This window comes from Brevundimonas sp. Marseille-Q4549 (assembly GCF_976940555.1).
This window is the reverse complement of the sequence record NZ_CDRHXG010000001.1, coordinates 1,848,272-1,871,286: the sequence shown is the minus strand read 5'-3', so window position 1 is coordinate 1,871,286 and position 23,015 is coordinate 1,848,272. Positions and strand designations below refer to the sequence as shown.

Annotated in this window: 24 protein-coding genes; 17 read left to right on the top strand and 7 right to left on the bottom strand. The window is 67.9% G+C overall.

Annotation, left to right across the window (positions count from 1 at the left end):
* The first annotated feature begins 36 nt into the window (after window positions 1–36).
* On the top strand, window positions 37–282 hold the full coding sequence (locus tag ACWPV3_RS09230; RefSeq protein WP_453977678.1) for a type II toxin-antitoxin system Phd/YefM family antitoxin: 246 nt from the start codon (window positions 37–39) through the stop codon (window positions 280–282).
* The gene (locus ACWPV3_RS09225; protein WP_453977677.1) at window positions 279–665 is read left to right on the top strand and encodes a type II toxin-antitoxin system VapC family toxin; all 387 of its coding nucleotides are present in this window, start codon (window positions 279–281) and stop codon (window positions 663–665) included. Before ACWPV3_RS09230 ends, ACWPV3_RS09225 begins: the two co-directional genes overlap by 4 nt.
* Here ACWPV3_RS09225 and thiS read toward each other — a convergent pair whose 3' ends face one another.
* The gene (gene thiS / locus ACWPV3_RS09220) at window positions 666–866 is read right to left on the bottom strand and encodes a sulfur carrier protein ThiS (protein WP_292085990.1); all 201 of its coding nucleotides are present in this window, start codon (window positions 864–866) and stop codon (window positions 666–668) included.
* 340 nt (window positions 867–1,206) lie between these two features.
* On the opposite strand from thiS, the gene aroQ reads away from it, so the two are divergent.
* The 5 genes from aroQ to lepB all read left to right on the top strand — a co-directional run bounded on the left by aroQ (window position 1,207) and on the right by lepB (window position 5,078).
* Window positions 1,207–1,653, top strand: a complete 447-nt coding sequence (gene aroQ / locus ACWPV3_RS09215; protein WP_453977676.1) for a type II 3-dehydroquinate dehydratase — start codon at window positions 1,207–1,209, stop codon at window positions 1,651–1,653.
* Between the two features lie 45 nt (window positions 1,654–1,698).
* Window positions 1,699–2,187: an acetyl-CoA carboxylase biotin carboxyl carrier protein gene (gene accB, locus ACWPV3_RS09210; RefSeq protein ID WP_453977675.1), complete on the top strand. Its 489-nt coding sequence runs from the start codon at window positions 1,699–1,701 to the stop codon at window positions 2,185–2,187.
* 9 nt (window positions 2,188–2,196) lie between these two features.
* Entirely contained in the window at window positions 2,197–3,549 is a 1,353-nt protein-coding gene (accC, locus tag ACWPV3_RS09205; protein ID WP_292085993.1) for an acetyl-CoA carboxylase biotin carboxylase subunit, read from the top strand.
* The gene (gene aat / locus ACWPV3_RS09200; protein ID WP_453978518.1) at window positions 3,546–4,232 is read left to right on the top strand and encodes a leucyl/phenylalanyl-tRNA--protein transferase; all 687 of its coding nucleotides are present in this window, start codon (window positions 3,546–3,548) and stop codon (window positions 4,230–4,232) included. The genes accC and aat overlap by 4 nt, the downstream gene beginning before the upstream one ends.
* Before the next feature lie 81 nt (window positions 4,233–4,313).
* Window positions 4,314–5,078, top strand: a complete 765-nt coding sequence (lepB, locus tag ACWPV3_RS09195) for a signal peptidase I (protein WP_453977674.1) — start codon at window positions 4,314–4,316, stop codon at window positions 5,076–5,078.
* On the opposite strand, the gene ACWPV3_RS09190 is transcribed toward lepB, so the two are convergent.
* From ACWPV3_RS09190 to ACWPV3_RS09180, 3 genes are read right to left on the bottom strand one after another with little or no spacing between them, the layout of a single operon-like run.
* Window positions 5,075–5,416 (bottom strand): hypothetical protein, encoded by a 342-nt coding sequence (locus tag ACWPV3_RS09190; RefSeq protein ID WP_453977673.1) that lies wholly within the window; start codon window positions 5,414–5,416, stop codon window positions 5,075–5,077. The two genes, lepB and ACWPV3_RS09190, sit on opposite strands and share 4 nt — an antisense overlap.
* Window positions 5,417–5,440: 24 nt before the next feature.
* Window positions 5,441–6,115: a DUF2155 domain-containing protein gene (locus tag ACWPV3_RS09185; protein ID WP_292085997.1), complete on the bottom strand. Its 675-nt coding sequence runs from the start codon at window positions 6,113–6,115 to the stop codon at window positions 5,441–5,443.
* Entirely contained in the window at window positions 6,112–6,504 is a 393-nt protein-coding gene (locus ACWPV3_RS09180) for an NADH:ubiquinone oxidoreductase subunit NDUFA12 (protein WP_292085998.1), read from the bottom strand. Before ACWPV3_RS09180 ends, ACWPV3_RS09185 begins: the two co-directional genes overlap by 4 nt.
* Before the next feature lie 203 nt (window positions 6,505–6,707).
* Here ACWPV3_RS09180 and ACWPV3_RS09175 point away from each other — a divergent pair, with 203 nt between their 5' ends.
* From ACWPV3_RS09175 to ACWPV3_RS09165, 3 genes are all read left to right on the top strand, one after another.
* Entirely contained in the window at window positions 6,708–9,320 is a 2,613-nt protein-coding gene (locus ACWPV3_RS09175; protein ID WP_453977672.1) for a TSCPD domain-containing protein, read from the top strand.
* Between the two features lie 56 nt (window positions 9,321–9,376).
* Window positions 9,377–9,871, top strand: a complete 495-nt coding sequence (locus tag ACWPV3_RS09170) for a pentapeptide repeat-containing protein (protein WP_292176822.1) — start codon at window positions 9,377–9,379, stop codon at window positions 9,869–9,871.
* Between the two features lie 81 nt (window positions 9,872–9,952).
* Window positions 9,953–10,855, top strand: coding sequence for a pentapeptide repeat-containing protein (locus ACWPV3_RS09165; RefSeq protein ID WP_453977671.1), 903 nt, complete (start codon window positions 9,953–9,955; stop codon window positions 10,853–10,855).
* Between the two features lie 58 nt (window positions 10,856–10,913).
* On the opposite strand, the gene aspS is transcribed toward ACWPV3_RS09165, so the two are convergent.
* Window positions 10,914–12,746: an aspartate--tRNA ligase gene (gene aspS / locus ACWPV3_RS09160; protein ID WP_453977670.1), complete on the bottom strand. Its 1,833-nt coding sequence runs from the start codon at window positions 12,744–12,746 to the stop codon at window positions 10,914–10,916.
* A 148-nt stretch (window positions 12,747–12,894) separates the two neighbouring features.
* On the opposite strand from aspS, the gene ACWPV3_RS09155 reads away from it, so the two are divergent.
* The 5 genes from ACWPV3_RS09155 to ACWPV3_RS09135 all read left to right on the top strand — a co-directional run bounded on the left by ACWPV3_RS09155 (window position 12,895) and on the right by ACWPV3_RS09135 (window position 18,371).
* Window positions 12,895–13,182 carry a YciI family protein gene (locus ACWPV3_RS09155; protein WP_312734563.1) on the top strand — a complete coding sequence of 96 codons (288 nt, stop codon included), beginning with the start codon at window positions 12,895–12,897 and terminating at the stop codon, window positions 13,180–13,182.
* A gap of 86 nt (window positions 13,183–13,268) precedes the next feature.
* Window positions 13,269–13,961, top strand: a complete 693-nt coding sequence (locus ACWPV3_RS09150) for a P-loop NTPase family protein (protein WP_292086004.1) — start codon at window positions 13,269–13,271, stop codon at window positions 13,959–13,961.
* A 67-nt stretch (window positions 13,962–14,028) separates the two neighbouring features.
* Window positions 14,029–14,544, top strand: coding sequence for a DUF3617 domain-containing protein (locus tag ACWPV3_RS09145; protein ID WP_453977669.1), 516 nt, complete (start codon window positions 14,029–14,031; stop codon window positions 14,542–14,544).
* A 123-nt stretch (window positions 14,545–14,667) separates the two neighbouring features.
* The gene (locus tag ACWPV3_RS09140; protein ID WP_453977668.1) at window positions 14,668–16,884 is read left to right on the top strand and encodes an RNA degradosome polyphosphate kinase; all 2,217 of its coding nucleotides are present in this window, start codon (window positions 14,668–14,670) and stop codon (window positions 16,882–16,884) included.
* Window positions 16,884–18,371, top strand: coding sequence for a Ppx/GppA phosphatase family protein (locus ACWPV3_RS09135; protein ID WP_453977667.1), 1,488 nt, complete (start codon window positions 16,884–16,886; stop codon window positions 18,369–18,371). Before ACWPV3_RS09140 ends, ACWPV3_RS09135 begins: the two co-directional genes overlap by 1 nt.
* On the opposite strand, the gene rnd is transcribed toward ACWPV3_RS09135, so the two are convergent.
* A complete protein-coding gene (gene rnd / locus ACWPV3_RS09130) occupies window positions 18,368–19,519 on the bottom strand; it encodes a ribonuclease D (protein WP_453977666.1) in 1,152 nt (383 codons plus the stop codon). The two genes, ACWPV3_RS09135 and rnd, sit on opposite strands and share 4 nt — an antisense overlap.
* Window positions 19,520–19,598: 79 nt before the next feature.
* Here rnd and purM point away from each other — a divergent pair, with 79 nt between their 5' ends.
* Window positions 19,599–20,636, top strand: coding sequence for a phosphoribosylformylglycinamidine cyclo-ligase (gene purM / locus ACWPV3_RS09125; protein ID WP_313453670.1), 1,038 nt, complete (start codon window positions 19,599–19,601; stop codon window positions 20,634–20,636).
* Window positions 20,637–20,657: 21 nt separating this feature from the next.
* On the opposite strand, the gene ACWPV3_RS09120 is transcribed toward purM, so the two are convergent.
* A complete protein-coding gene (locus ACWPV3_RS09120; RefSeq protein WP_453977665.1) occupies window positions 20,658–22,268 on the bottom strand; it encodes a S10 family peptidase in 1,611 nt (536 codons plus the stop codon).
* A 141-nt stretch (window positions 22,269–22,409) separates the two neighbouring features.
* Between ACWPV3_RS09120 and purN the strand changes: the two genes are divergently transcribed.
* The gene (gene purN, locus ACWPV3_RS09115) at window positions 22,410–23,012 is read left to right on the top strand and encodes a phosphoribosylglycinamide formyltransferase (RefSeq protein WP_453977664.1); all 603 of its coding nucleotides are present in this window, start codon (window positions 22,410–22,412) and stop codon (window positions 23,010–23,012) included.
* Window positions 23,013–23,015 lie beyond the last annotated feature (3 nt).

Sequence of the window (23,015 nt, the reverse complement as noted above, 5' to 3'; positions counted from 1 at the left end):
CTAAACTAAGTGGACTAAGTTCAATGGAGACACGTCATGGAGACGGTCAATATTCATCAGGCCAAGACGCATTTGTCCCGCCTGATCGAAAAGGCAGCGAAGGGCGAACCCTTCATAATCGCCAAGGCCGGCAAGCCGATGGTGAAGGTGACGGCTATTGAGGACACGCCGAAGAAGACGGTTCAGCGCATTGGCTTCATGAAGGGCGAAGGCGTGGTTCCCAATGACATCAAGACGCCGTTCAAGGACGACATCGAAGAGATGTTCTACGGCAAATCGTGAACCTGCTTTTGGACACTCACCTGTTGATCTGGTCTGCCTTCGACACAGGGAGACTGAGCGACAAGGCCCGTGAACTGATCAACGATGGGGACAACGTTCTTCATTTCAGCGCGATGAGCTTGTGGGAAATCGCCATAAAAACAGCACGGAATTCCGAGGACTTCTCGGTCGATCCCAAGCGGCTTCAGTATCTGCTCGCCGTGAACGGTTTCGTGGAGGTCGTCATGACCAGCAAGCACGCGATCGTCGCGGGCCAACTGCCGTTGCTTCACCGCGACCCCTTTGACCGCGCCCTGATCGCTCAGGCGCGTTGCGAAGGCTTGATCCTGATGACAGCGGATAGCGCAATCAACCTTTATGAAGGCCCCATCCTCAAGGTCTGATCACCCGCCCCCGACGAACTGCACCAGTTCGATCCGGTCGCCTTCCGCCACAGGTGTCGCGCCATGCAGCGACTTGGGCACGATTTCCAGATTGCGCTCCACCGCCACCTTGCGAGGATCGAGCGACACCTCCTCGACCAAGGCCAGGATGGTCTGCGCCTGGACTTGGCGCGGTTCGCCGTTCAACTGGATCTGAGGCATGAAAGAGCTCCCGGACGCGTGCGCCGCCGGGACATAGAGGCTGCGACGCCTGCGCGCCAGCCGTCAGCCGATCTCCAGCACGAAGGCGCCGACCGCGACCGCCAGGGCGGCGCAGGCGGCCATCGCCGCGCGAAGAAACATTTTGCCGTTCTGGAGCATTGCGCCCTCCTTGGCCCCGTCCCCGCGAGGGACGGATGCGGCGCGCATTGCGAAATCCGGGCCAACCGCCTTGGCCGACCATGCCCTTGGGGAAACTTCACTCACCTGGACCGTTTGACCCGCGCCGCGCGTCGGCTAAAAGGCCCCTCTTGTGCTGCAAACGCCGCCGATTCCGGAGCCCATGGCCGAAACGCCTGTCATCCACGTGCTGAACGGCCCCAATCTGAACCTGCTCGGGGTTCGGGAGCCGCACATCTATGGCCGCGAGACGCTGGCGGACATCGAGCAGCGGTGCGTCAAGGCGGCCGGCGGGGCCGAGATCGTGTTCCGCCAGACCAACCACGAGGGCATGCTGATCGACTGGATCCAGGAGGCGCGTGAAAGCGCGGACGCCCTGATCCTGAATCCCGCCGCCTATGGGCATACGTCGGTGGCGCTGCACGATGCGCTGAAGACGCTGTCGATCCCGGTGATCGAGCTGCATCTGTCCAACCCGGCGGCGCGCGAGGCGTTTCGCCATCACTCCTATGTGTCGTCCGCGGCGACCGGCGTCATCGCCGGCTTCGGCGCGCACGGCTATGAATTGGCCGTCCGGGCGGCCCTCAACCTGATCCGGGAACGGCCCTGAAGGCCGCCCGTTCGCTTACACACACGAAAGACAAGGCGCATTCCAATGGCCGATGACAAGAAACACGCCGAGATCGACGCCGCCCTGGTCCGCCAGCTGGCCGAAATCCTGAACGAGACCGATCTGACCGAAGTCGAGGTCGAGCGCGGCGAACTGCGAATCCGCGTCGCCCGCGAAGTCACCGTCAACGCCGCCCCGGTGCAGTACGCCGCCGCTCCCGCTCCGGTCGCCGCGACCGCTGCCGCCGCCGCCCCGGTTTCGATGCCGTCCGATCCCGCCACCATCGTCGCCCGCGCCGGCGAAGAGGTGAAGTCGCCGATGGTCGGCACCGCCTATCTGCAGCCCTCGCCGGAAGCCGCGCCGTTCGTCCAGCCGGGCGACAAGGTCAAGAAGGGCCAGACCCTGCTGATCGTCGAGGCGATGAAGACCATGAACCCGATCCAGGCGCCGCGCGACGGCGTGGTGGCGGACATTCTGGTCGGCGACGGCCAGCCGGTCGAATTCGGCGAACCGCTCGTCCTGCTGGAAGCCTAAGGCGCCCTGATGTTCACCAAGGTCCTGATCGCCAACCGGGGCGAGATCGCGCTGCGCATCCACCGCGCGTGCAAGGAGATGGGCATCTCCACCGTCGCCGTTCACTCCGAGGCCGACCGCGGCGCCATGTGGGTGCGGCTGGCGGACGAGAGCGTCTGCATCGGCCCGGCCTCGGCCGCCAAGTCGTATCTGAACATCCCCTCGATCATCGCGGCGGCCGAGATCACCGGCGCCCAGGCGATCCACCCCGGCTACGGCTTCCTGTCCGAGAACGCGCGCTTCGCCGAGATCGTCGAAGCCCACGGCATGACCTTCATCGGTCCCAAGCCCGAACATATCCGGGTCATGGGCGACAAGATCAGCGCCAAACAGACGGTCAAGGATGCGGGCATCCCCGTCGTTCCAGGCTCGGACGGCGAGGTCGAGACGGTCGAGGCCGCCATCGAGGCGTCCAGGTCCATCGGCTTCCCCCTGATCGTCAAGGCGGCGGCCGGCGGCGGCGGGCGCGGCATGAAGGTGGCGATGACGCCTGACGACCTGGTCGAAGCGGTCCAGACCGCCCAGTCCGAGGCCAAGGCCGCCTTCGGCAACGGCGCCGTCTATATGGAGCGCTATCTCCAGAAGCCGCGCCACATCGAGATTCAGGTCATCGCCGACAGCCACGGCAATGTCGTCCACCTGGGCGAACGCGACTGTTCGCTGCAACGCCGTCACCAGAAGGTGCTGGAAGAGGCCCCCTCGCCCGCCCTCTCGGCCGAGGGTCGCAAGAAGATCGGCGAGACGGTCAACAAGGCCATCGCCGCCATCGGCTATCTGGGCGTCGGCACCATCGAGTTCCTGTGGGAGGACGGCGAGTTCTTCTTCATCGAGATGAACACCCGCCTGCAGGTCGAACACCCCGTCACCGAAGCCATCACCGGCGTCGACCTGGTGCGCGAACAGGTGCGGATCGCCGCGGGCCTGCCGCTGTCCTTCACCCAGGACGACATCCATTTCGACGGCCATGCCATCGAGGTGCGTGTGAACGCCGAAAACCCCGAGACCTTCACCCCGTCGCCGGGCAAGATCACCGACTTCCACGCGCCGGGCGGCCTGGGCGTGCGTCTGGATAGCGCCATCTACGCCGGCTATTCGATCCCGCCCTATTACGACAGCCTGATCGGCAAGCTGATCGTCCACGGCCGCGACCGCGAAGAGGCCATCGCGCGCCTGAAGCGGTCGCTGAACGAGATGGTCATCGGCGGCGTCGACACCACCATCCCCCTGTTCCAGAAGCTGTTGGCCGAGCCGGACATCCTGTCGGGCGACTACGACATCCACTGGCTGGAGAAGTGGGCGGCCCGTCAGAAGGGCGAAAGCTGACCGACCCCGATTTCAGCGCCAGCGGGCCTTTCGGCGGTTTCGGCCCCGAGGACCTGCTGGCCTGTTACGCCCGGGGCGTGTTTCCGATGGCCGAGACGCGCGACGATCCGCGCGTCTTCATCGTCGAGCCGGACCAGCGGGGCGTCATACCGCTGGACGCCTTCCACATCCCCAGCCGCCTGCGCCGGACCGTGCGGGCCGAACCCTTCGACATCCGCATCGACACGGCGTTCGAGGCGGTCTTGGACGGCTGCGCGGCGGCTCAAGGGAAGGATCGCCAGGACACCTGGATCAACGGCCCGATCCGGCGACTGTACTCGGCCCTGTTCGCCATGGGCCATGTCCACTCCATCGAATGCTGGCGGGACGAGCGGCTGGTCGGCGGCCTGTACGGCGTGTCGCTGGGCGGCGCCTTCTTCGGCGAGAGCATGTTCAGCCGCGAACGCGACGCCTCCAAGGTCGCGCTGGTGCATCTGGTCGCGCGCCTCAGAACCGGCGGCTGGACCCTGCTGGACGCCCAGTTCCTGACCGAGCATCTCAGCCAGTTCGGCGCCCTGGAAACGCCTCAGGCGGCCTATCTCCGCCGCTTGAAGCCCGCCCTGACGGTCAGGCCCGACCTCTCCGCCCTTACCGCCTCCCTGACCGGCGTCGAAGCCGTCACCCGGGCTCTGGCCGCCGCCTGACGACCTGTCCGGACACGATCGGAGGCCTGTCCGGACAGGGTTTCGCTGGCGGGCCGCCAGCCGGGGATCGCATCAGGGGGCATGACCCAAGCCAAAGTCCAAGCCTCGCCCCACCCGTCCCTGTGGCGTGAAATCCAGGAGATCGCCGCCACCCTGGCTATCGCCCTGATCGTGGCCGTCCTGCGGAGGATCGTCCTGTTCCAGCCCTTCACCATCCCCTCCTCCTCGATGGAACCGGGCCTGGTCACTGGCGACTACATCGTGGTGTCGCAGTTTTCCTATGGCTGGAGTGCGGCCTCCCTTCCACTGAACTCTCATATGTCGAAAGGTCGGCTGTTCGGCCATGGCCCGGCGCGCGGCGACGTCGTGGTTTTCCGCCGCCCGCACGATCCCAGGCAGGTCTGGATCAAACGCGTCATCGGCCTGCCGGGCGATGCGGTTCAGGTCCGCCAGGGCGTGGTCCATGTCAACGGACGGCCCATCCCCCGCACGCCCCTGCGCCTGACCTATGACAAGGACGCGCCTCAACGGCGGGTGCTGGAGGCGCGCGAAACCCTGTCCGACGGCCGCACCTACCTTACCTATGACGGCGGAGCCGGCCTGCCCGGAGACGACACTCCCGTCTATCGTGTTCCGCAGGGCCAATATTTCATGATGGGCGACAACCGCGACAATTCGCTGGACAGCCGCTGGCCGGCGGACCTGGGCGTCGGCTTTCTGCCGGCCGGGAACATCATCGGTCGCGCCGAATGGATTCTGATGTCGTGGAATGCCGACGCCAGCCTGTTCAAGCCCTGGACCTGGCTGAACCTGCGGCCCGACCGCTTCCTGATCCGTATCCGCTAACGCGCCAGATATTCGTCGCGGCTCAGAACGCCGTCGTGATTACGGTCCAGCCGCTCGAACCGTTCGGCTCCGCCCGCGTTCGACTGGGCCAGCGACGGGGCCGCCACCGCTCCCAGCGCCAGTCCGGCCACGGCGGCGACGACAAGGGCCCGCCAGCCGCTGAGGGTCTTCGCCCGAGGGCGAGCGCCGCCGGCCAGCTCGGCCTCGATGAATTGACGGATGGCGTCGCTGGCCGTGCGCCCTTCGGCGCGACATCGGTCCATGAAGGCGGTCTTGACCGGATGCGACAGTCGGATCTCGACCGTTTCGCTCTTCTTCGGCGGTCTTTGACGGCTCATCACGGCGTCCTTTCGGCGCGGCGGTCAGTTCTTACAACCGACCACCCAGGCGTCGTAGTTGGGATTCTGCAGGCCGCTGACGGCCGGGGAAGAGGCGAACATCCATCCGCGGAAGATCTGGCGCGGATCGGCCGGGCCGTTCACCCGCGACGACTGCAGGGTGACGTCCACATAGGCGATGGAGTCTTCCGTCAACTCGTCGGGCGTCGACACCTCGCAAGCCCGCACGGCGAAGATCAGATTGCGGTTGAAGCGCACCGGCCGCCCGCCCACCTCGACCTCGAACTTCATCGTCTCGGCGGTCGTCTTGTCGATGGCCTGGATGATCGCGAACTTGCGGCGTTGGCGACGGGCGGGCGTCGCGGGCTGGTCGATGGCCTTTTCGACCACGGGGGTCTCCGCCTTCACCTCCGCGGCGGCCTTTTCCTCGACCGCCTCGTCCTCGGCGATCACCACGGTGGCCGGCGGCGTCACGGCGACAGGGCTTTTGGGCGCAGGCGCGCCGGCAGGCGGCGATTCCGTCGGCACATTGGCGCCGGACGCCTTCTTGGTGCGCAGGATGTCGCCGATGGGATCCGGACTGGACTGGACCGGACGGGCGTCTCGCGGGGCGTCCTGCAACACGCTGGCGGTCACGGCCCCGGCGCTGAGCACGCCCAGCGCCGCCGCCACGCCCGTCAGCAGGCGCGCGCGCCTCACTCGGGCGTCCAGGCCTGATAGTCGCCGGTCGCGGCGGGGCGTTTGGCCTCGGCGGCCAGAGAGCCCTGCGGCCGCCACGCCATCGGCGTGCCGGTGAAGTTCGGCAGATGGTCCTTTTCCCATGCGCGGCGCGGCAACGGCGCCTCAGTCGGCGGCAGGTCGAAGGTGTAGCGCAGCCAGCCGTGCCAATCCGGCGGCACCTTGGAGGCGTCTGCGTAGCCCTCGTAGATCACCCAGCGGCGGCGGCGACCGTCGTAGCTCGTGTTGTCCCGGGCCTCGTAATATTTGTTGCCGATCTCGTCGGTCCCGACGTAGCGGCCACGCTTGGCGATCGTGAAGAGGGTGCCGATCGTGGCCCCGTTCCACCAAGCGAAAATCTTGTTCAGCACGTCTTCACCCACACGAAATCCGCCGCGAGGGGAGGCTCGTCGGCTGCGCGCGATCATAGAAACCCGCATCGTCTTCGTCCAGCGCGGAGGCGCGCGCGCGTAAATCGATATCTTGTGGGAAACCCTGCGCCAGCCCACCATATCTATTGGATCGCTCGCATCCTGGCCCTAGGTTGGTCCCGAACCTTCGGGAGACGCCGCCCATGCGCTTTCAATCCGGCTTCGCCGCCCTTGCGGATCGAGTCGCGATGGAGACGCGCGCTGTCGAACGCGCGGGGACGGTTCAGGAAATCCTGGCGCCCGCCGGCTGGTCCGACGCCCAGATCGAGGCCTGGCTGGATTGGTTGGAAGCCGAGGACGCCGACCCGACCGGCGACTGGCTGAACGGCGGCCCCGACGCCTGGTGCGCGGCCCTGGCGGCGCGCGGCCTGACCCTGGGCGTCTTTCCCGACCCGACGCAGGCGGACCTGTTCCGCGACGAACTGGTCGCCACGCTCAAACTCGGACTGGCGACGCCGGCGACGCCCGCCAGCGCGCCCCTCGACATCATCGACCTGTCCGACCCGACCGCGTCCGCCCGTCTTCAAGCCCGGCATGGCGAACAGATCGCGGCGCGTCTGGGCGCCCAGGCGGGCCAGGCCCTGGCCGAGGCCCTGTCGGCGGTCGCCGATGCGGTGGATCGGTGCGAGGGGCCGCGCGGCGACTGCGGCGACCCGGCGCGCAACCCGGCCCTGGCCCGCGTGGCGGCGACCGCCCGACGCTGCGGCGCTTCGGACGCCGACATCCTGCGCGCCATCGACGGCGAGCGGCCCATATTGGCGCCCCAGCCCCGGGTCAACATCCCGCCCCTGGTCGCCCTGGCTGACCGCACCCAGATCGCTGCAGGCGCGCCCGAAACCCTGACAGCGGCCGAGGCGGCGCTGGACGGCGGCCTGGTCCTGGCCTTCAGCCCGCGCGACGCCGAGGCGGCGGCCGCCCCTTCGCCCGCCCGCGTCGTTCTGAATCTGGCCGCCGCCCTGGCGCTGGGCGCAGACGCCCTGCCCGCCCTGGCCCGGCTGTGGACCGTCGCTCTGGACCTGACTTCGGACCAGGCCGCCCCCATCGCCCTGGGATTGGAGGGGATCATGCAGGCCGTCGTCCCGGCCGGCGGGGACCTGACCGCGCGCGCGCAAGCCCTGGCCGCCATCGTCGCGGCCTCGGCGGCCCAGGCGTCCGTCGAACTGGCGGGCCTGCGTGGCCCCTGCCCCGACTGGGACGACCTCAAGGGCGCGGAGGCCGACACGGCGCGGTCGCGTCAGGCGCGGTTGAAAGCCAATCCGGACCCGCTGTCCGACGCCGCCGCCAACTGGCTGCCCAAACCCGGCGCCCCCCGCCGTCATGCCACCATCGGCCTGTTCGTGGACGACGCCGAGGCGCGCCTGCGCCTGGGTCTGGGCGAACCTGCGGCCATCGATGTTTTCCAGACGGCTGACGGCGCCATCGGTCGCCGCCTGAACCCGGCCTTGGCCGCGGCCCTGAAATCGGCCGGCGGCGACGTTCAGGGGGCCGAACGCCATCTGTTCGGGCGCCGCACCCTGGTCGAAGCGCCGGGTCTGGACCACGCCGCCCTTCGCGCCCTGGGCTTCACCGACATCGAACTGACCGCCGTCGAAGCCGCCTTGGCCGATGCCGACAGCTTCGACGCCGTCTTCACCGCCCCGGTTCTGGACCCCGGCTTCATCCGCGACGTCCTTGGCGTCGAGGATGGCGACGGCCCGCTGCTGACCCTGCTGGGCGTCCCTGAGGAAGCCGAGACCGAGGCCGCGCGCTGGGTCTTCGGCGCCGGCGACCTGTCGGACTGGGCGGACGCGCCCCCGGCCGTAGCCGCGCTTCTGGCCCATCCGGCGCAGACGGCGGCCAGCCTGCGCGCCGCCGTCGAACCGTTCAGCGACGCCCCGGACCTGGCGGTTCAGATCATGGACTGGCGCGCGGGGCCGACCCAGGCGGCGCGTCTGCTCAGCCAGGCGGCCCTGGACGGACGTCGCGCCATCCGTCTGGCGCGCGCCGCGCCGCCGGCGACGCCGCTTCTGGACTTGCCGTCCGCCGAGGCTCAGCCCCGCGCCGAGGTCGCGCGCCCCGCCCCCATCTCGCGGCCGGAGCGGGTGGTCGAACGCGCCGTGGAACGCCCCCCCGCCCGCCGCAAACTGCCCGATCGCCGCAAGGGCTATATCCAGAAGGCCGCCGTCGGCGGCCACAAGGTCTATATCCACACCGGCGAGTACGAAGACGGCGAACTGGGCGAGATCTTCATCGACATGCACAAGGAAGGCGCCGCCTTCCGAAGTCTGATGAACAACTTCGCCATCGCCATCTCCATCGGCCTGCAATACGGCGTGCCGCTGGATGAATTCGTGGACGCCTTCGTCTTCACCCGGTTCGAGCCGGCGGGCCGCGTCACCGGCAACGACTCCATCCGCTCGGCCACCTCGATCCTGGACTACATCTTCCGCGAGCTGGGCGTCTCCTATCTGGACCGGCACGAACTGGCCAACGCCGCCCCTGACAATGGCGCCGACGGCCTGGACGAAAAGCCGGAAGGCGAGGCCGTGCCCGCCGCCCGCTTCATCTCCAAGGGCTTTGCTCGCGGCTCGGCCCCCGACAATCTGGTCGTCCTGCCCTTCGGCAAGAAGGCCGAGCCCGAGGCCCGCTCCGTCGACGCCACCGAGGCCGTCGCCTGTCCCGCGTGCGGCGATTTCAGCCTTCAGCGGCGGGGCGGAACCTGGGTTTGCGACACCTGCGGCGCCGCACCGGCGATGCAGGGCGGCGATCAGGCTTAAGTTAAGGGATATGGCCTAAGGCTTGCTGGAGACGACCAAACGTCGGAGCCCGGCCCATGAAACACACAATCCGCCTCGGTCTGGCCGCAGCCGCTGTCCTGGCCTTCGCCGCCCCCGCCTTCGCCCAGAACGCGGGCCAGATCGCCAGCGTCCGTCGCGGCGCCTCCTGCAGCGGTTGCAACCTGTTCCAGGGCGATTTCTCGGGCCTGGAGGCGCGCGGCCTGAACCTGTCGCGCTCGCGCCTGCGTCAGGCGGACCTCAGCCTCAGCGTCATGAACCGCACCCGCTTCAACGGCGCCGATCTGCGCGACGTGGAAGGTTACGGCGGCGTCTTCTCGAGCTCCAGCTTCGCCGGCGCCAACCTGACCAACGCCAGTTTCGTCGGCGCCTATCTGGAAGGGGCGAACTTCTCGGGCGCGACCCTGTCGGGGACCAACCTGTCCGGCGCCCAGCTGGCCCGCGCCACGGGCCTGACACAGAGCCAGCTGAATCAGGCCTGCGGCGACGCCTCCACCGTTCTGCCCGGTTCCCTGCGCATTCGCGCCTGCTGAGGAACACGGGGGTTGCCGCGATTTAACGAAGTTACCTCGATTTAAGTAGGTCTCACGGGCCTTTCGAGGCATTCAGATCGTGTGAAACAGATCGCTGCACATATCCGCCGTCCCTTCCCCGCCCTGATGGCGTTGGGCCTGGGGTTGGGCTTGACGCTGGGCGCCGCACCCGCCTTCGCGGGCGTGGAACTGAGTCTCCAGGATCGCGATGTCGCCCGTTCGGTCTCGCTGGGCGGATCCTGCAATCGTTGCGAACTGTCCGGACGCAATCTGTCCGGCGCCACCTTCACCGGCGCCAGCTTCGCCAACGCCACCCTGGTCGGCGCCAATCTGCGCGGCGCAGAGATGGTCGGCTCCAACTTCACCGGCAGCGACTTCTCCCGCGCCAATCTGACCGGGGTTCAGATCGTCGGCGCCAACTTCACTTCCACCAACTTTACCGGCGCCTCGATGAGCGGCGTCGAGGCCCAGGGCGCCGTCTTCGTCCGCAGCAATATGAACGGCGCGGACCTGTCGGGCGGCGAACTGCACGGCGCCAACTTCAACGGGGCGGTTCTGACCCGCACCAATCTGTCGGGCGGCGAACTGTTCGGGGCGACCCTGGCCAATGTGCGCGCCAGCGGCGCCAACTTCGCCGGTTCGGAGCTTAACGCGGCCAATCTGTCGAATGGCGACTTCACCGGCGCCATCTTCGTCGGCGCCAGCCTGGACGGCGCACGGCTGAGCGGGGGAAATTTCGCCCGCGCAGACTTCATGGAGGCTTCCCTGCGTCGCGCGGACATTCGCGGGGCGGACCTGTCGGGCGCCCGCAACCTGACCCAGGACCAGATTCAGGAGGCCTGCGGCGACGGCTCGACCCGCCTGCCCGGCCGCCTGACCGCCCAGGCCTGCCGCAGCACTCGCATCATCCGGGTCTCGCCCACGCCGCCGGTTCCGCCTGTGCCGCCCAACGTGCGGAACTTCGTCATCACGTCCAATCGCTGATACGAAAAAGGGGACGCTGCAGCGTCCCCTTCATCGTTTCCGGCCCTGCGGACGCCGATCAGACCTTGATCGGCGGGGCGGTGCGGATGTGCAGTTCCTTCAACTGCCTGTCCTGCACCGGCGACGGCGCGCTCATCAACAGGTCCTCGCCCTGCTGGTTCAGCGGGAAGGCGATCACTTCGCGGATGGCCTGCTGGCCGGCCAGCAGCATGACGATCCGGTCGATGCCGGGGGCCAGGCCGCCGTGCGGCGGCGCGCCGTAGCGGAAGGCGTTCAGCATGCCGCCGAACTGCTCCTCGACCACCGAGGCGTCATAGCCGGCGATGTCGAAGGCCTTCAGCATGATCTCGGCCTTGTGGTTCCGGATCGCGCCCGAGCACAGCTCATAGCCGTTGCAGACGATGTCGTACTGATAGGCGCGGATGGTCAGCGGGTCCTGGGTCTCCAGCGCTTCCAGCCCGCCCTGCGGCATGGAGAAGGGGTTGTGGCTGAAGTCGACCTTCTTTTCTTCCTCCGACCATTCGAACATGGGGAAGTCGACGATCCAGCAGAATTTGAACTGGTCCTCGTCGACCAGCTTCAGCTCCGTGCCGACGCGGGTGCGGGCCAGGCCGGCGAACTTGGCGAAGGCCGCCGGGTCGCCGGCGACGAAGAAGGCCGCATCGCCCTGCCCCAGGCCCAACGACGACATCAGGGCCTCGGTCGGCTCCTGACCCAGGTTCTTGGCGATGGGACCGCCCCATGCGCCCTGATCCTCGGACCAGAAGATATAGCCCAAGCCCGGCTGGCCCTCGCCCTGCGCCCAGCTGTTCATGCGGTCGCAGAAGGCGCGGCTGCCGCCGGTCGGCGCCGGAATGGCCCATACGGCGTTCTTCTCGTCGGCGCCCAGGATCTTGGCGAACAGGCCGAAGCCGCCGTCGCGGAAATGATCCGAGACGTCCTGCATCTTGATCGGGTTGCGCAGATCCGGCTTGTCCGAACCATACCAGGCCATCGACTGGGCGTAGGTCAGACGCTCGAAACCCTTGTGTTCGAACGTCTCGCCGAAATCGTTGGTGAAGGTGTGGGTCTGGTCGATGGACGAGACGGGCTTGCCCTCGCCGAACTCCTCGAACACGCCGTGCATGACGGGTTCGATGGCGGCGAAGACGTCTTCCTGTGTCACGAAGCTCATCTCGACATCGAGCTGATAGAATTCCAGCGAACGGTCGGCGCGCAGATCCTCGTCGCGGAAGCAGGGCGCGATCTGGAAATAGCGGTCGAAGCCCGAGACCATCAGCAATTGCTTGAACTGCTGCGGCGCCTGCGGCAGGGCGTAGAATTTCTCGGGATGCAGCCGCGACGGCACCAGGAAGTCGCGCGCGCCTTCGGGCGAGGAGGCCGTCAGGATCGGCGTCTGGTATTCCAGGAAGCCCTGCTGAACCATGCGGTTGCGGATCGACTGGATCACGCGCGAGCGCAGCACGATGTTCTTGTGCAGAGTCTCGCGGCGCAGATCCAGGAAGCGGTTCTTCAGGCGGATTTCCTCGGGATATTCCGGCTCGCCGAAGACCGGCAGCGGCAGTTCGGCGGCCTCCGACAGGACTTCGACGCCCCGCACCCGCACTTCGATCTCGCCGGTCGGCAGGTTGGGGTTCACGACCGAGGCGTCGCGGGCGACCACCTCGCCGTCCACCTTGATCACGCTCTCGGCGCGCAGGCGTTCGACGGCGGCGAAGCCGGGCGTCTCGGGGTGCAGCACCAGCTGCGTCAGGCCGTAGTGATCGCGCAGGTCGATGAACAGCAGGCCGCCGTGGTCGCGCTTGCGGTGGACCCAGCCCGACAGCCGGACGTTCGCGCCCGCGTCCGTCGAACGGAGGGCGCCGCAGGTATGGGTGCGATAGGCGTGCATGAGAATCGTCTGGACTGTGCCGCGCGCGCGGCGAAAATCGGAAGCGGCGTAGGGCGCATCATCCCCCTCGAAAGTCAAGGTTTCCGCCGTTGCAAAGCCTGCCTCGGCGCGCGATAGCCAAGGTTCCTTCGCTGAAAAGGCCGCGCCCATGTTCGTCGTCACCATCACCTACACCCAGCCGATAGAGGCGATCGAGGCCCGAACGGCCGAGCACCGCGCCTGGGTGGATCAGCAGGTGGCCGACGGCCTGATCATCGCCGCCGGGCCGATGGTCCCGCGCACGGGCGGCATACTGATCGTCCGCAGCGGGGTGGCGAAGGCGGAACTGGAAGCGCTGCTAAAGGCAGACCCGTTCCAGGTTCACGGCCTGGCCGACTATGTCGTAACCGAGTTCAACGCCGGCAAGCGTAACGCCGCTCTGGAACCCTTCGTCTGATTTCATCCACAGGGCGCGCCTTCGCTCCCCGGAACCAACAGCGCGCGACCGACGCGGTCGACCTCGCCGTCTGCTAGACAGGCCCCATGTCCGCGCCCGAGGTCAGGATCAGGGAGCAGCTCCGACTGCCGTTGGAACGTCCCGTCGCGGACGCCGCCTTCGTCGTGTCCGACAGCAACGCCGAGGCCGTGCGCACCCTGGCCGCCTGGCCCGACGGGGCGGGATCGGTCATGGCGCTCCATGGCCCCGCCGGCGCGGGCAAGAGCCGTTTAGCCGCTCTCTGGGCCGAACGCGTCGGCGCCCTGCCCCTTCAGGGCGCCGAGGCCGCACTGATCGATCCGCTGGAGCTGGAGGGCCGCCCCGTCCTGCTGGACTGCGCCGACGAGGCGGACGACGAGACCCTGTTCCACCTGATCAACCTGGCCCACGCGGGCGGCGCCCTGCTGCTGGCGGCGCGCGCCGCGCCGCGCGATTGGTCCGTGGCCTTGCCCGATCTGCGTTCGCGGCTGAACGCCGTGCGCGCCGTGGCGCTGGAGGCGCCGGACGATGCTGTCCTGTCGGCGATCCTGCGCGCCCGTTTCGCCGAACGCAGCATCACGCCTTCCGACGACCTGATCGACTATCTGGTCCGTCGACTGGACCGGTCGGCCCAGGCGGCGGCCGTCGTGGTCGCGCGGCTGGACGCGCTGCACCGCCCCGTCACCCGGGTCCTGGCCCGCGAGGTGCTGGAGGCGATGGCGGACCCCGTCGATCCGGGCGCAATTTCGGCGAAAATTTGAACGCAACGCTTCGTTCGGTCGTTGGATCGCCAGGAGCGGCTGATCGCTCCGGATAGGGAAACGTCCAATGCGCGCTCAACTCGCCATGATTTCCGCCGTCGCCATGCTGGCGGCCTGTTCGAACGCCGACAACAAGACCGCCGCCGAAAAGGACGGTGCGGCCGCCCCTGCTCCAGCGGCTGAAAACGCGTCCATGCCTGCGCCCAAGCCGGGCCTGTGGCAACAGACCGTCTCCGGCGGCATGATGCCCGCCCCCACCACGGTCAAGATGTGCGTAGGCCCGACCGTCGCCGGCGAAAACCCCTTCAGCGCGCCGCAACAAGGCGTCACCTGCAGCGAGAACAGCGTGAAGTCCGCCCCAGGCGGGGCCGAATTCCATTCGGTCTGCGCCAGCCAGGGCATGACCGTCACCTCGGACGGCAAGGTCTCGGGGAATATGGACAGCGCCTACAAGGTCGAAATCACGACCAAGACCACCGGCGCCAACGTCCCGCCGCAGATGGCCGAAATGATGATGACCGTCGACGCGACGCGCCTGGGCGACTGCCCCGCCGGCGCCGCTCCGGGCTCTGTGGTGCAATAAGCAACCGGTCGGGACGGTCGAAAGGCCGTCCCGGCGCTATCGGTTGGGCGACAATCGTCCGTCGCCCCACGAAAATCGAGCCGGCGACTTGCGGCTGTCATGGTCGCGCGCGAGAACCGGTTCATGACCGACGCCGCGATCCATGACACCACCCGAGGCGAGGAAGTTCCCGCCTCGCGCGCCCCGCAACTGGCGCTGGACGAAGACCTGATCACCTCCCCGACCCGCTTCTTCAACCGCGAGACCTCGTGGCTGGCCTTCAACGAGCGGGTGCTGGAAGAGGCGGCCAACCCCAACCACCCACTGCTGGAGCGGCTGCGCTTCCTGTCCATCTCGGCCAATAATCTGGACGAGTTCTTCATGACCCGCGTCGCCGGCCTGAAGGGCCAGTTGCGCGAACGGGTGCGGGTTCTGTCGGCCGACGGTCTGACGCCGGCCGAACAGCTGGAGCGGATAAACATCGCCGCCGGCGAGTTGATGGCCGAGCAGCAGTTGCGCTGGCGCCAGCTTCAGAAGGAATTGACGACCGCTGGCATCGAGGTCGTGGATCGGCCCAAGATCACCAAGACCGAGCGTGAAAGGCTGGAACCCGAGTTCCTGAACCAGTTGTTCGCCGTCTTGACGCCCCTGGCCATCGACCCGGCCCACCCCTTCCCCTTCCTGCCGAACCTGGGCTTCTCCCTGGCGCTGAAACTGAAGAGAAAGGGCGAGGCCAAGACCTTCTACGCCCTGGTGCCGGTGCCGACCCAGGTGCGTCGCTTCTGGGAACTGCCGACCGACGGCCGCTCCACGCCGGGACGCAAGCGGTTCATCACGCTGGAAAACCTGCTGCTGCTGTTCATCGACCACCTGTTCCCCGGCTGCGAGGTCCAGGAGAAGGGCGTGCTGCGCCTGATCCGCGACTCGGACATCGAAATCGAGGAGGAGGCCGAGGACCTGGTTCTGGAGTTCGAGGAGGCGTTGAAGCAGCGTCGCCTGGGCTCGGTCGTGCGGGTCAAGATCGAGGCCTCCATGCCCGCCGACCTGCGCGACTTCATCGTGGGCGAACTGGAAGCCGCGCCTCAGGACGTGGTCCTGGTCGACGGCATGCTGGGCCTGGCGCAACTGTCGGACCTGATCCCTGGCGGCCATCCCGACCTGAAGTTCCGCGCCTACGAACCCCGCTATCCTGAGCGGGTGCGCGACTTCGGCGGCGACATCTTCGCGGCCGTGCGCGAAAAGGACATGCTGATCCATCACCCGTTCGAGAGCTTCGACGTGGTGGTGCAGTTCCTGCGTCAGGCGGCGCGCGACCCCAATGTCCTGGCGATCAAACAGACGCTCTATCGCACGTCGAAGGACAGCCCCATCGTCGCCGCCCTGATCGAGGCGGCCGAGAACGGCAAGAACGTCACCGCCCTGGTCGAGTTGAAGGCGCGCTTCGACGAGGAGGCCAATCTGCGCTGGGCGCGGGCGATGGAACGGGCCGGCGTCCACGTCGTCTTCGGCTTCGTCGAATACAAGACCCACGCCAAGCTGAGCGTCGTCGTGCGGCGCGAGGGCGAAGGTCTGCGCACCTACTGCCACTTCGGCACCGGCAACTATCACCCGGTCACGGCCAAGATCTACACCGATCTGTCGCTGTTCAGCTGCGACCCTGTGCTGGGTCGCGACGCCAGCCGGGTGTTCAACTACATCACCGGCTATGCGACGCCCGAGGTGTTGGAAGCCCTGGTCGTCTCGCCCCTGAACATGAAGTCGACCCTGATCGAACTGATCGGCAAGGAGATGTCGGCGGCGGCGATGGGCAAGCCCGCCGCCATATGGGTCAAGCTGAACTCTCTGGTCGATCCGGAGATCATCGACGCCCTGTATCGCGCCAGCCAGTGGGGCGTGCGGATCGACCTGGTGGTGCGCGGCATCTGCTGCCTGCGTCCCGGCGTCGTCGGCCTGTCGGAAAACATCCGGGTCAAGTCGATCGTCGGCCGCTTCCTGGAGCACAGCCGCATCGTCTGTTTCGCCAACGGCCGGGACCTGCCCCACGACAAGGCCAAGGTCTTCATCTCCTCGGCCGACTGGATGACCCGCAACCTGGACCGCCGCGTCGAGGTCATGACCCCGATCCGCAACGCCACCGTCCACGACCAGGTGCTGGACCAGATCATGGTCGCCAATCTGAAGGACGACGCCCAGAGCTGGGTGCTGGATTCCGAAGGGCGCTACACCCGCGTCACCCCGGCCGATCCCGAGCGGCCCTTCTCGGCTCACAAATACTTCATGACCAACCCCAGCCTTTCCGGTCGCGGTCGCAAGGTGAAGACCCTGCCCGCCGCCCTGCGCTACGAGCGGCCCGGTCGCTGATGCCCGATACGACGCTTCCGGGCCGCGACGTCGCGGCCATCGACATCGGCTCCAACTCGGTCCGTCTGGTCCTCTATCGGCTGGAAGGCCGCGCCGTCTGGACCGTATTCAACGAAAAGGTGCTGGCGGGCCTGGGCCGCGACCTGCCGACGACCGGCCGTCTGTCGGCCGAGGGCGTGGTCATGGCCATGACGGCCCTGCGCCGCTTCGCCGCCGTGCTGGAGGGCGTGCGGCCCGACGCGACCCTGATCGCCGCCACAGCCGCCGTGCGCGAGGCTCAGGACGGCCCCGAGTTCTGCCAGCGGGTCGCCGCCGAGACCGGGCTGAACATCCGCGTCCTGTCGGGCGAGGAAGAGGCCAAATACGCCGCCATGGGCGTCCTGGCCGGCGCCCCTCTGGCCCACGGCGTTTCGGCCGACATGGGCGGCGCCAGTCTGGAGCTGACGCGTCTGAACGGAGAAGGCGTGGAACACGGTCTGACCCTGCCGCTGGGGCCGTTTGCCCTGGCCGACGGCAAGGGATTCGACGCCGAACGCATCAAGGCCCGCATCGACCGGGTGCTGAAGCCCGTCGCGGATCAGTTCAGGAGCGAGCGCCTCTACGCCGTCGGCGGCGCCTGGCGCACCCTGGCCCAGGTGCAGATGGCGCTGAAAGCCTATCCGCTGAAGGTGGTTCATCAGTATCAGATGTCCGCCGACGACGCCCTGGAGGCCGCCCGCCTGGTCGCCCAGCAGTCGGTCGCCGGCCTGGCCAAACTGCCCGGGGTGTCCAGGAAGCGCGCCGAGACCCTGCCCTACGCCGGCCTGGTGCTGGAGGGTCTGATCAAGCGCCTGGGTCTGAAACAGATCGAGATGTCCGCCTGGGGGGTGCGCGAAGGTCTGTTGTTCGAGACCCTGGACGACGCGACGCGCACGGCCGATCCCCTGCTGGCGGGCTGCACCGCCCTGGGCGGACGCCAGGGCGTGGCCCCCGCCCTGCCCGGCGCGCTGAACGGCTGGATCTCCGACATCGTCGCGGCCCTGCCGACGGCCTTTGGCGAGGAGCGTGACGCGGTCCTGACGTCCGCCGCCTGTCGTCTGGCCGACCTGGGCGCCCGACTGCATCCCGACCACCGGCTTGAGCTGGTGTTCGACCAGGTGCTGCGCGCGCCCGTCGCCGGCATCAGCCATGTGGAGCGCGCCTTCCTGGCCAGCGCGATGAACGCCCGCTACGGCGGCGGCCTCGCCACGCCCCAGCCCGAGGTCGTCGACCGGCTGCTGGACGGCGACGCGGCCCGACGCGCCCGCGCCCTGGGCCTGGCCATCCGTCTGGCCTGCGACCTGTCGGGCCGGTCGCCCCAACTGCTGGCCAATGCGACGGTGAAGGTGAAGGGGGGCGACCTGCGCCTGACCGCCGCCGAAGGCTACGCCGACGTGCTTCTGGGCGAACAGACGAAGAAGCGCGCCAAGGCCCTGGCCGAGGCGATGGATTTGGGGCTGAAGATCTAGCCCTCGATCTCGACGACCTCGACGCGGGCGCCGTTCAGGACCAGGGCGATCTCGCCGCGTTTCAGCTTCAGCGCGTCCTCGCCGAACAGCTGGCGGCGCCAGCCCTTCATGGCCTCCACGTCCGCCTCGTCGCTGATGGCGATCTTCTCCAGGTCGGCCGAGGTGGCGATCAGTTTGGAGGCCACGCCGGCGTTGTCGCTCTTGGCCTTCAGCAGCACCTTCAGCAGTTCGACCACCGACGGCGGCGCGGGCTGGCGATGGGCCGGACGCTCCATCTCGGGCGCATGAGCCTCCGGATCGGCCAGAACGCGCTTCAACTCCTCGGACAGTTCCAGTCCCAGGCGCGAGCCGCCGAACCCTTTGGGCACCGAACGCAGGCGGTTGAAGGCGTCGGGGTCGGTCGGGGTCTGCTGGGCGATCTCGTCCACGCCCTCGTCCTTCAGGATGCGACCGCGTGGCTGGTCCCGCTCCTGCGCCGCCCGCTCACGCCAGACGGCGACGGCCTTGAACGCGGCCAGGTATTTGGCCGAGAACTTCTTGGGCTTCAGTCGCTTCCAGGCGTTTTCTGGATTGGTGTCGTAAAGAGCCGGATCGGTCAGACCCTCCATTTCCGACATCACCCAGTCCAGCCGGCCTTCCTTCTGCAGCCGGTCGCGCAGCTTGGGATACAGGGCCGCCAGATGGGTCACGTCGCCCAGCGCATAGACCAGCTGGTTCTCCGACAACGGCCGGCGCGCCCAGTCGGTGAAGCGGCTGCCCTTGTCCACCTCGATCCGCAGCATCTGTCGCACCAGCGAATCATAGGCGACCTGTTCGCCGAACCCCGCCGCCATGGCCGCCACCTGGGTGTCGAACAAGGGTTTGGGCATGGCGCCCAGCCGCACGAAGATTTCGACGTCCTGGCGACAGGCGTGGAACACCTTGACGATCCTTTCGTCGCGCAACAGGTCCAGGAACGGCTCCAGATCCAGCCCCTCGGCCATCGGGTCGATGATGGCGGCGTGGTCGGCCGAGGCCGCCTGGATCAGGCACAGCCGGGGCCAATAGGTCGTTTCCCGCATGAACTCGGTATCGACCGTGATGAAGGGAGCGTTGGCTACGCGGGCGCAGAACTCGGCCAGCGCCTCATTGGTGGTGATCGGCGTCATTCCGGTGCTATAGCCCCCCGCATCCCACCTGTGGCAAGAGCCGCGCTGCATTTCCGCCCCGATTCAGGCCCGAGATATCATGAGCGACACCCAAAAGCCTCTCGAAAACGGCCTGACCTACGCCGATGCCGGCGTGGACATCGACGCCGGCGAAATGCTGGTCGAACACATCAAGCCCCTGGCCAAGTCCACGGCGCGTCCGGGATCGGAGCCGTCGTTGGGCGGTTTCGGCGCCCTGTTCGACCTGAAGGCCGCCGGCTTCGAAGACCCGCTGATCGTCACCACCACCGACGGCGTCGGCACCAAGCTGAAGATCGCCATCGAGACCGGCCGTCATGACGGCGTCGGCGTCGATCTGGTCGCAATGTGCGTCAACGACCTGTTGGCCCAGGGCGCCGAGCCCCTGCTGTTCCTCGACTATTACGCCACCGGCCGGCTCGAGATCGACGCCGCCCGCCGCGTCGTCGCCGGCATCGCCGAGGGCTGTCGTCAGGCCGGCTGCGCCCTTGTGGGCGGCGAAACCGCCGAAATGCCGGGCATGTACACCGAGGGCGACTACGACCTGGCCGGCTTCAGCCTGGGCGCCGTCGAGCGCGGCCACGCCCTGCCCTATCTGGATCGCCAGGCGGCCGGCGACGTCATCATCGGCCTGGCCTCCACCGGCCCGCACTCGAACGGCTATTCGCTGGTCCGCAAGGTGGTCGAGAAGTCCGGCCTGGCCTGGGGCGACGACGCCCCCTTCGCCAAGGACCGCTCGCTGGCCCAGGCGCTGATGGAGCCGACCCGCATCTATGTGAAGCCGGTCTTGCCGATCATGAAGGCGGGCCTGGTCAAGGGCGCGGCCCACATCACCGGCGGCGGCCTGATCGAAAACCCGCCCCGCTGCATCGCCGAGGGGCTGCAAGCCCGCTTCGACTGGGACGCCTGGCCCATGCCCCCCGTCTTCCAGTGGCTGGCCGAAACCGGCGGCATCAGCGACCACGAAATGCGCCGCACCTTCAACTGCGGCGTCGGCTTCATCCTGATCGTCGCGCCCGAGAACGCCGAGCCGGTGCTGGCCGCCCTGCTCAACGCGGGCGAAGTCGCCTTCGTCTGCGGCCAGCTGGAAGCGGCCTGAGCCGCCTCCAGCCTTTCAGGCCTACCGAACCCCGCCGTTCGCCGTCTCGGCGTAGAAGCGGGACAGGTCGGTGTGCAGCTTCACCAGGGCGTCGTGGCTCAGGTACATCATGTGCCCGCCCTCGTAGTAGGTGAACTCCAGGTTCGGCCGGATACTGGGTTCCAGCATCATCTGGGCCAAGTCGAACTCGGTCGAGAAGAAGGGCGTGGCGGCGTCGTAGTAGCCGTTCAGCGACAGGACCTTCAGATACGGGTTGCGCCGCATCGCCGTCGCCAGGTCGATGGCGGTGTTCGGCGTGGTCTGCGGCCCGCCCACGGGCGGACGGTGGTTCCAGTTCCAGTTGAAACCGGGCAGGCCCCGCGCCGACATCCGGTATTCCACGTCGGTCTTGTAGTTCAGCTGATTGGCCACATAGTCGCGGAAGATGCCGAAATAGGCCCCCGTGACCGCCGAACTGGACGGATCATCCTCCGGCTCGCCGCCGACCGCATCCTCGTCCAGGCCCAGATAACGGGTGTCCAGCCGGCCGATGGTCTGGCGCCGGTCGCGCAGCAGCTCCTTGCGGAAGCTGCTCAGGTCCACCCGCATATTGGCGTTGTCAATGAAGGTGGTCGACAGGCCGGTCAGTTCGCTCATCTGGCGCACGATCTGGGCGCGTTCGGCGTCCGAGATCATATGCCCCTTGGCCAGGGCCGAGGCGTAGGGGCCCAGGGCGAAGTCGCGCGCCCGCTGGACCTGGGCCTCCACCGTCGGCGCGGGGTTGGCCAGCTTGTGATGATACCAGGCCGTCGCGGCGTAGGTCGGCAAAAGGGTGACGAAATTCTGCGGATAGCCCGGCTGACGCACGCCATAATTCATGATCGACGACAGCAGCACGACGCCGTTCAGCGACATGCCGCGGTCTTCCAGCTGGAAGGCCACGGCCCCGGTACGGAGCGTGCCGTAGGATTCGCCGATGATGTATTTCGGGCTGGACCAGCGGCTGAACTTGGTCGTGTAGCGCATGATGGCGCGCGCGAAGGCGTCGGCGTCCTGATCCACGCCCCAGAAGGCCGATCCCGGCGTCTCGCCCAGCGGCCGCGAGAAGCCCGCCCCCACCATGTCGATGAAGACCAGATCGGTCTGGTCCAGCAGGGTCTGGTCGTTGGGCCCGAAGGCGAAGGGCGCGGGCCGCACCACGGTCGGCTCGTCGGTCTGGACCCGCATCGGCCCGAACGACCCCATGTGCAGCCACACGGTCGGCGAGCCCGGCCCGCCGTTGTACAGATAGGTCACAGGCCGCGTCCCGACGGGCTGACCGTCCAGCGTATAGGCGGTGTAGAACAGGCTGGCGGTCGGCATTCCCGCATCGTCGCGAATGGTCAGGGTGCCCGCCGTCGCGTGGTAACGCAGCGTCTTGCCGTGGGCGTTGACCGAATGGGCGGTGACGACCTCGGTTTCCTGCACCGGGGCGCGGGCCCAGTCCTTCTCGATGGCCTCGGCGTTGGCGTTGCGGAAACGATCGGTCGCCGAGCGCATGGACGCGCCCCCGCCGTTGTTGCTGCTGCTGTTGGCGCCGCCGTCCTGAGCCGACGCCGCCACGGGCGCCCCCAGCATCGCGGCGATGGCCGCGAGGCAGATCAGTCTATTCATGCGATACTCCCCTGTACGCGCCGACCCGCAACCCCTCGCCGCATGATCGACGTTACACGCTAACGTCCCGGCGCAGCCGACGACAAGGGCCATTCGCGTTTCGCCTTGCCAAGCGTCGCCCGCCCGGCCAATGCGGGCCCCATGTCGCCCCAAGCCGTCACACCCGTCCGCGTCGCCGTCCTGATTTCCGGGGCCGGTTCGAATATGGCGGCGTTGATCGACGCAGCGCAGAAGGCCGGCAGCGGCTTTGAGATCGCACTGGTTCTGTCCAACATCGAGGGCGCGGGGGGGCTGGCCGTTGCGGCGACGAAGGGCGTGGCGACGGCGACGGCGCCGCACAGGCCGTTCGGCAAGGATCGCGAGGCGCATGAGCGGGCCGTGGATGCTGTGTTGCGGGACGCCGGGATCGAGGTCGTGGCCCTGGCCGGATATATGCGCGTGCTGACGCCCTGGCTGGTCGGCGGCTGGCGCGGGCGAATGCTGAACATCCACCCCAGCCTGCTGCCCCTCTATCCGGGTCTGGACACCCACGCCCGCGCCATCGCCGCCGGCGACGCCGAGGCGGGCTGCACCGTGCATCTGGTGACGGAAGGCGTCGACGAAGGCCCGATCCTGGGCCAGGCGCGCGTGCCCATCGTCTCAGGCGATACGCCGGAGACCTTGGCCGAACGGGTCAAGACGGCGGAACATGAACTGTATCCACAGGTGCTCAGCGCGTTCTGCCGGGATTTGGAGCGGGGCTAAGCC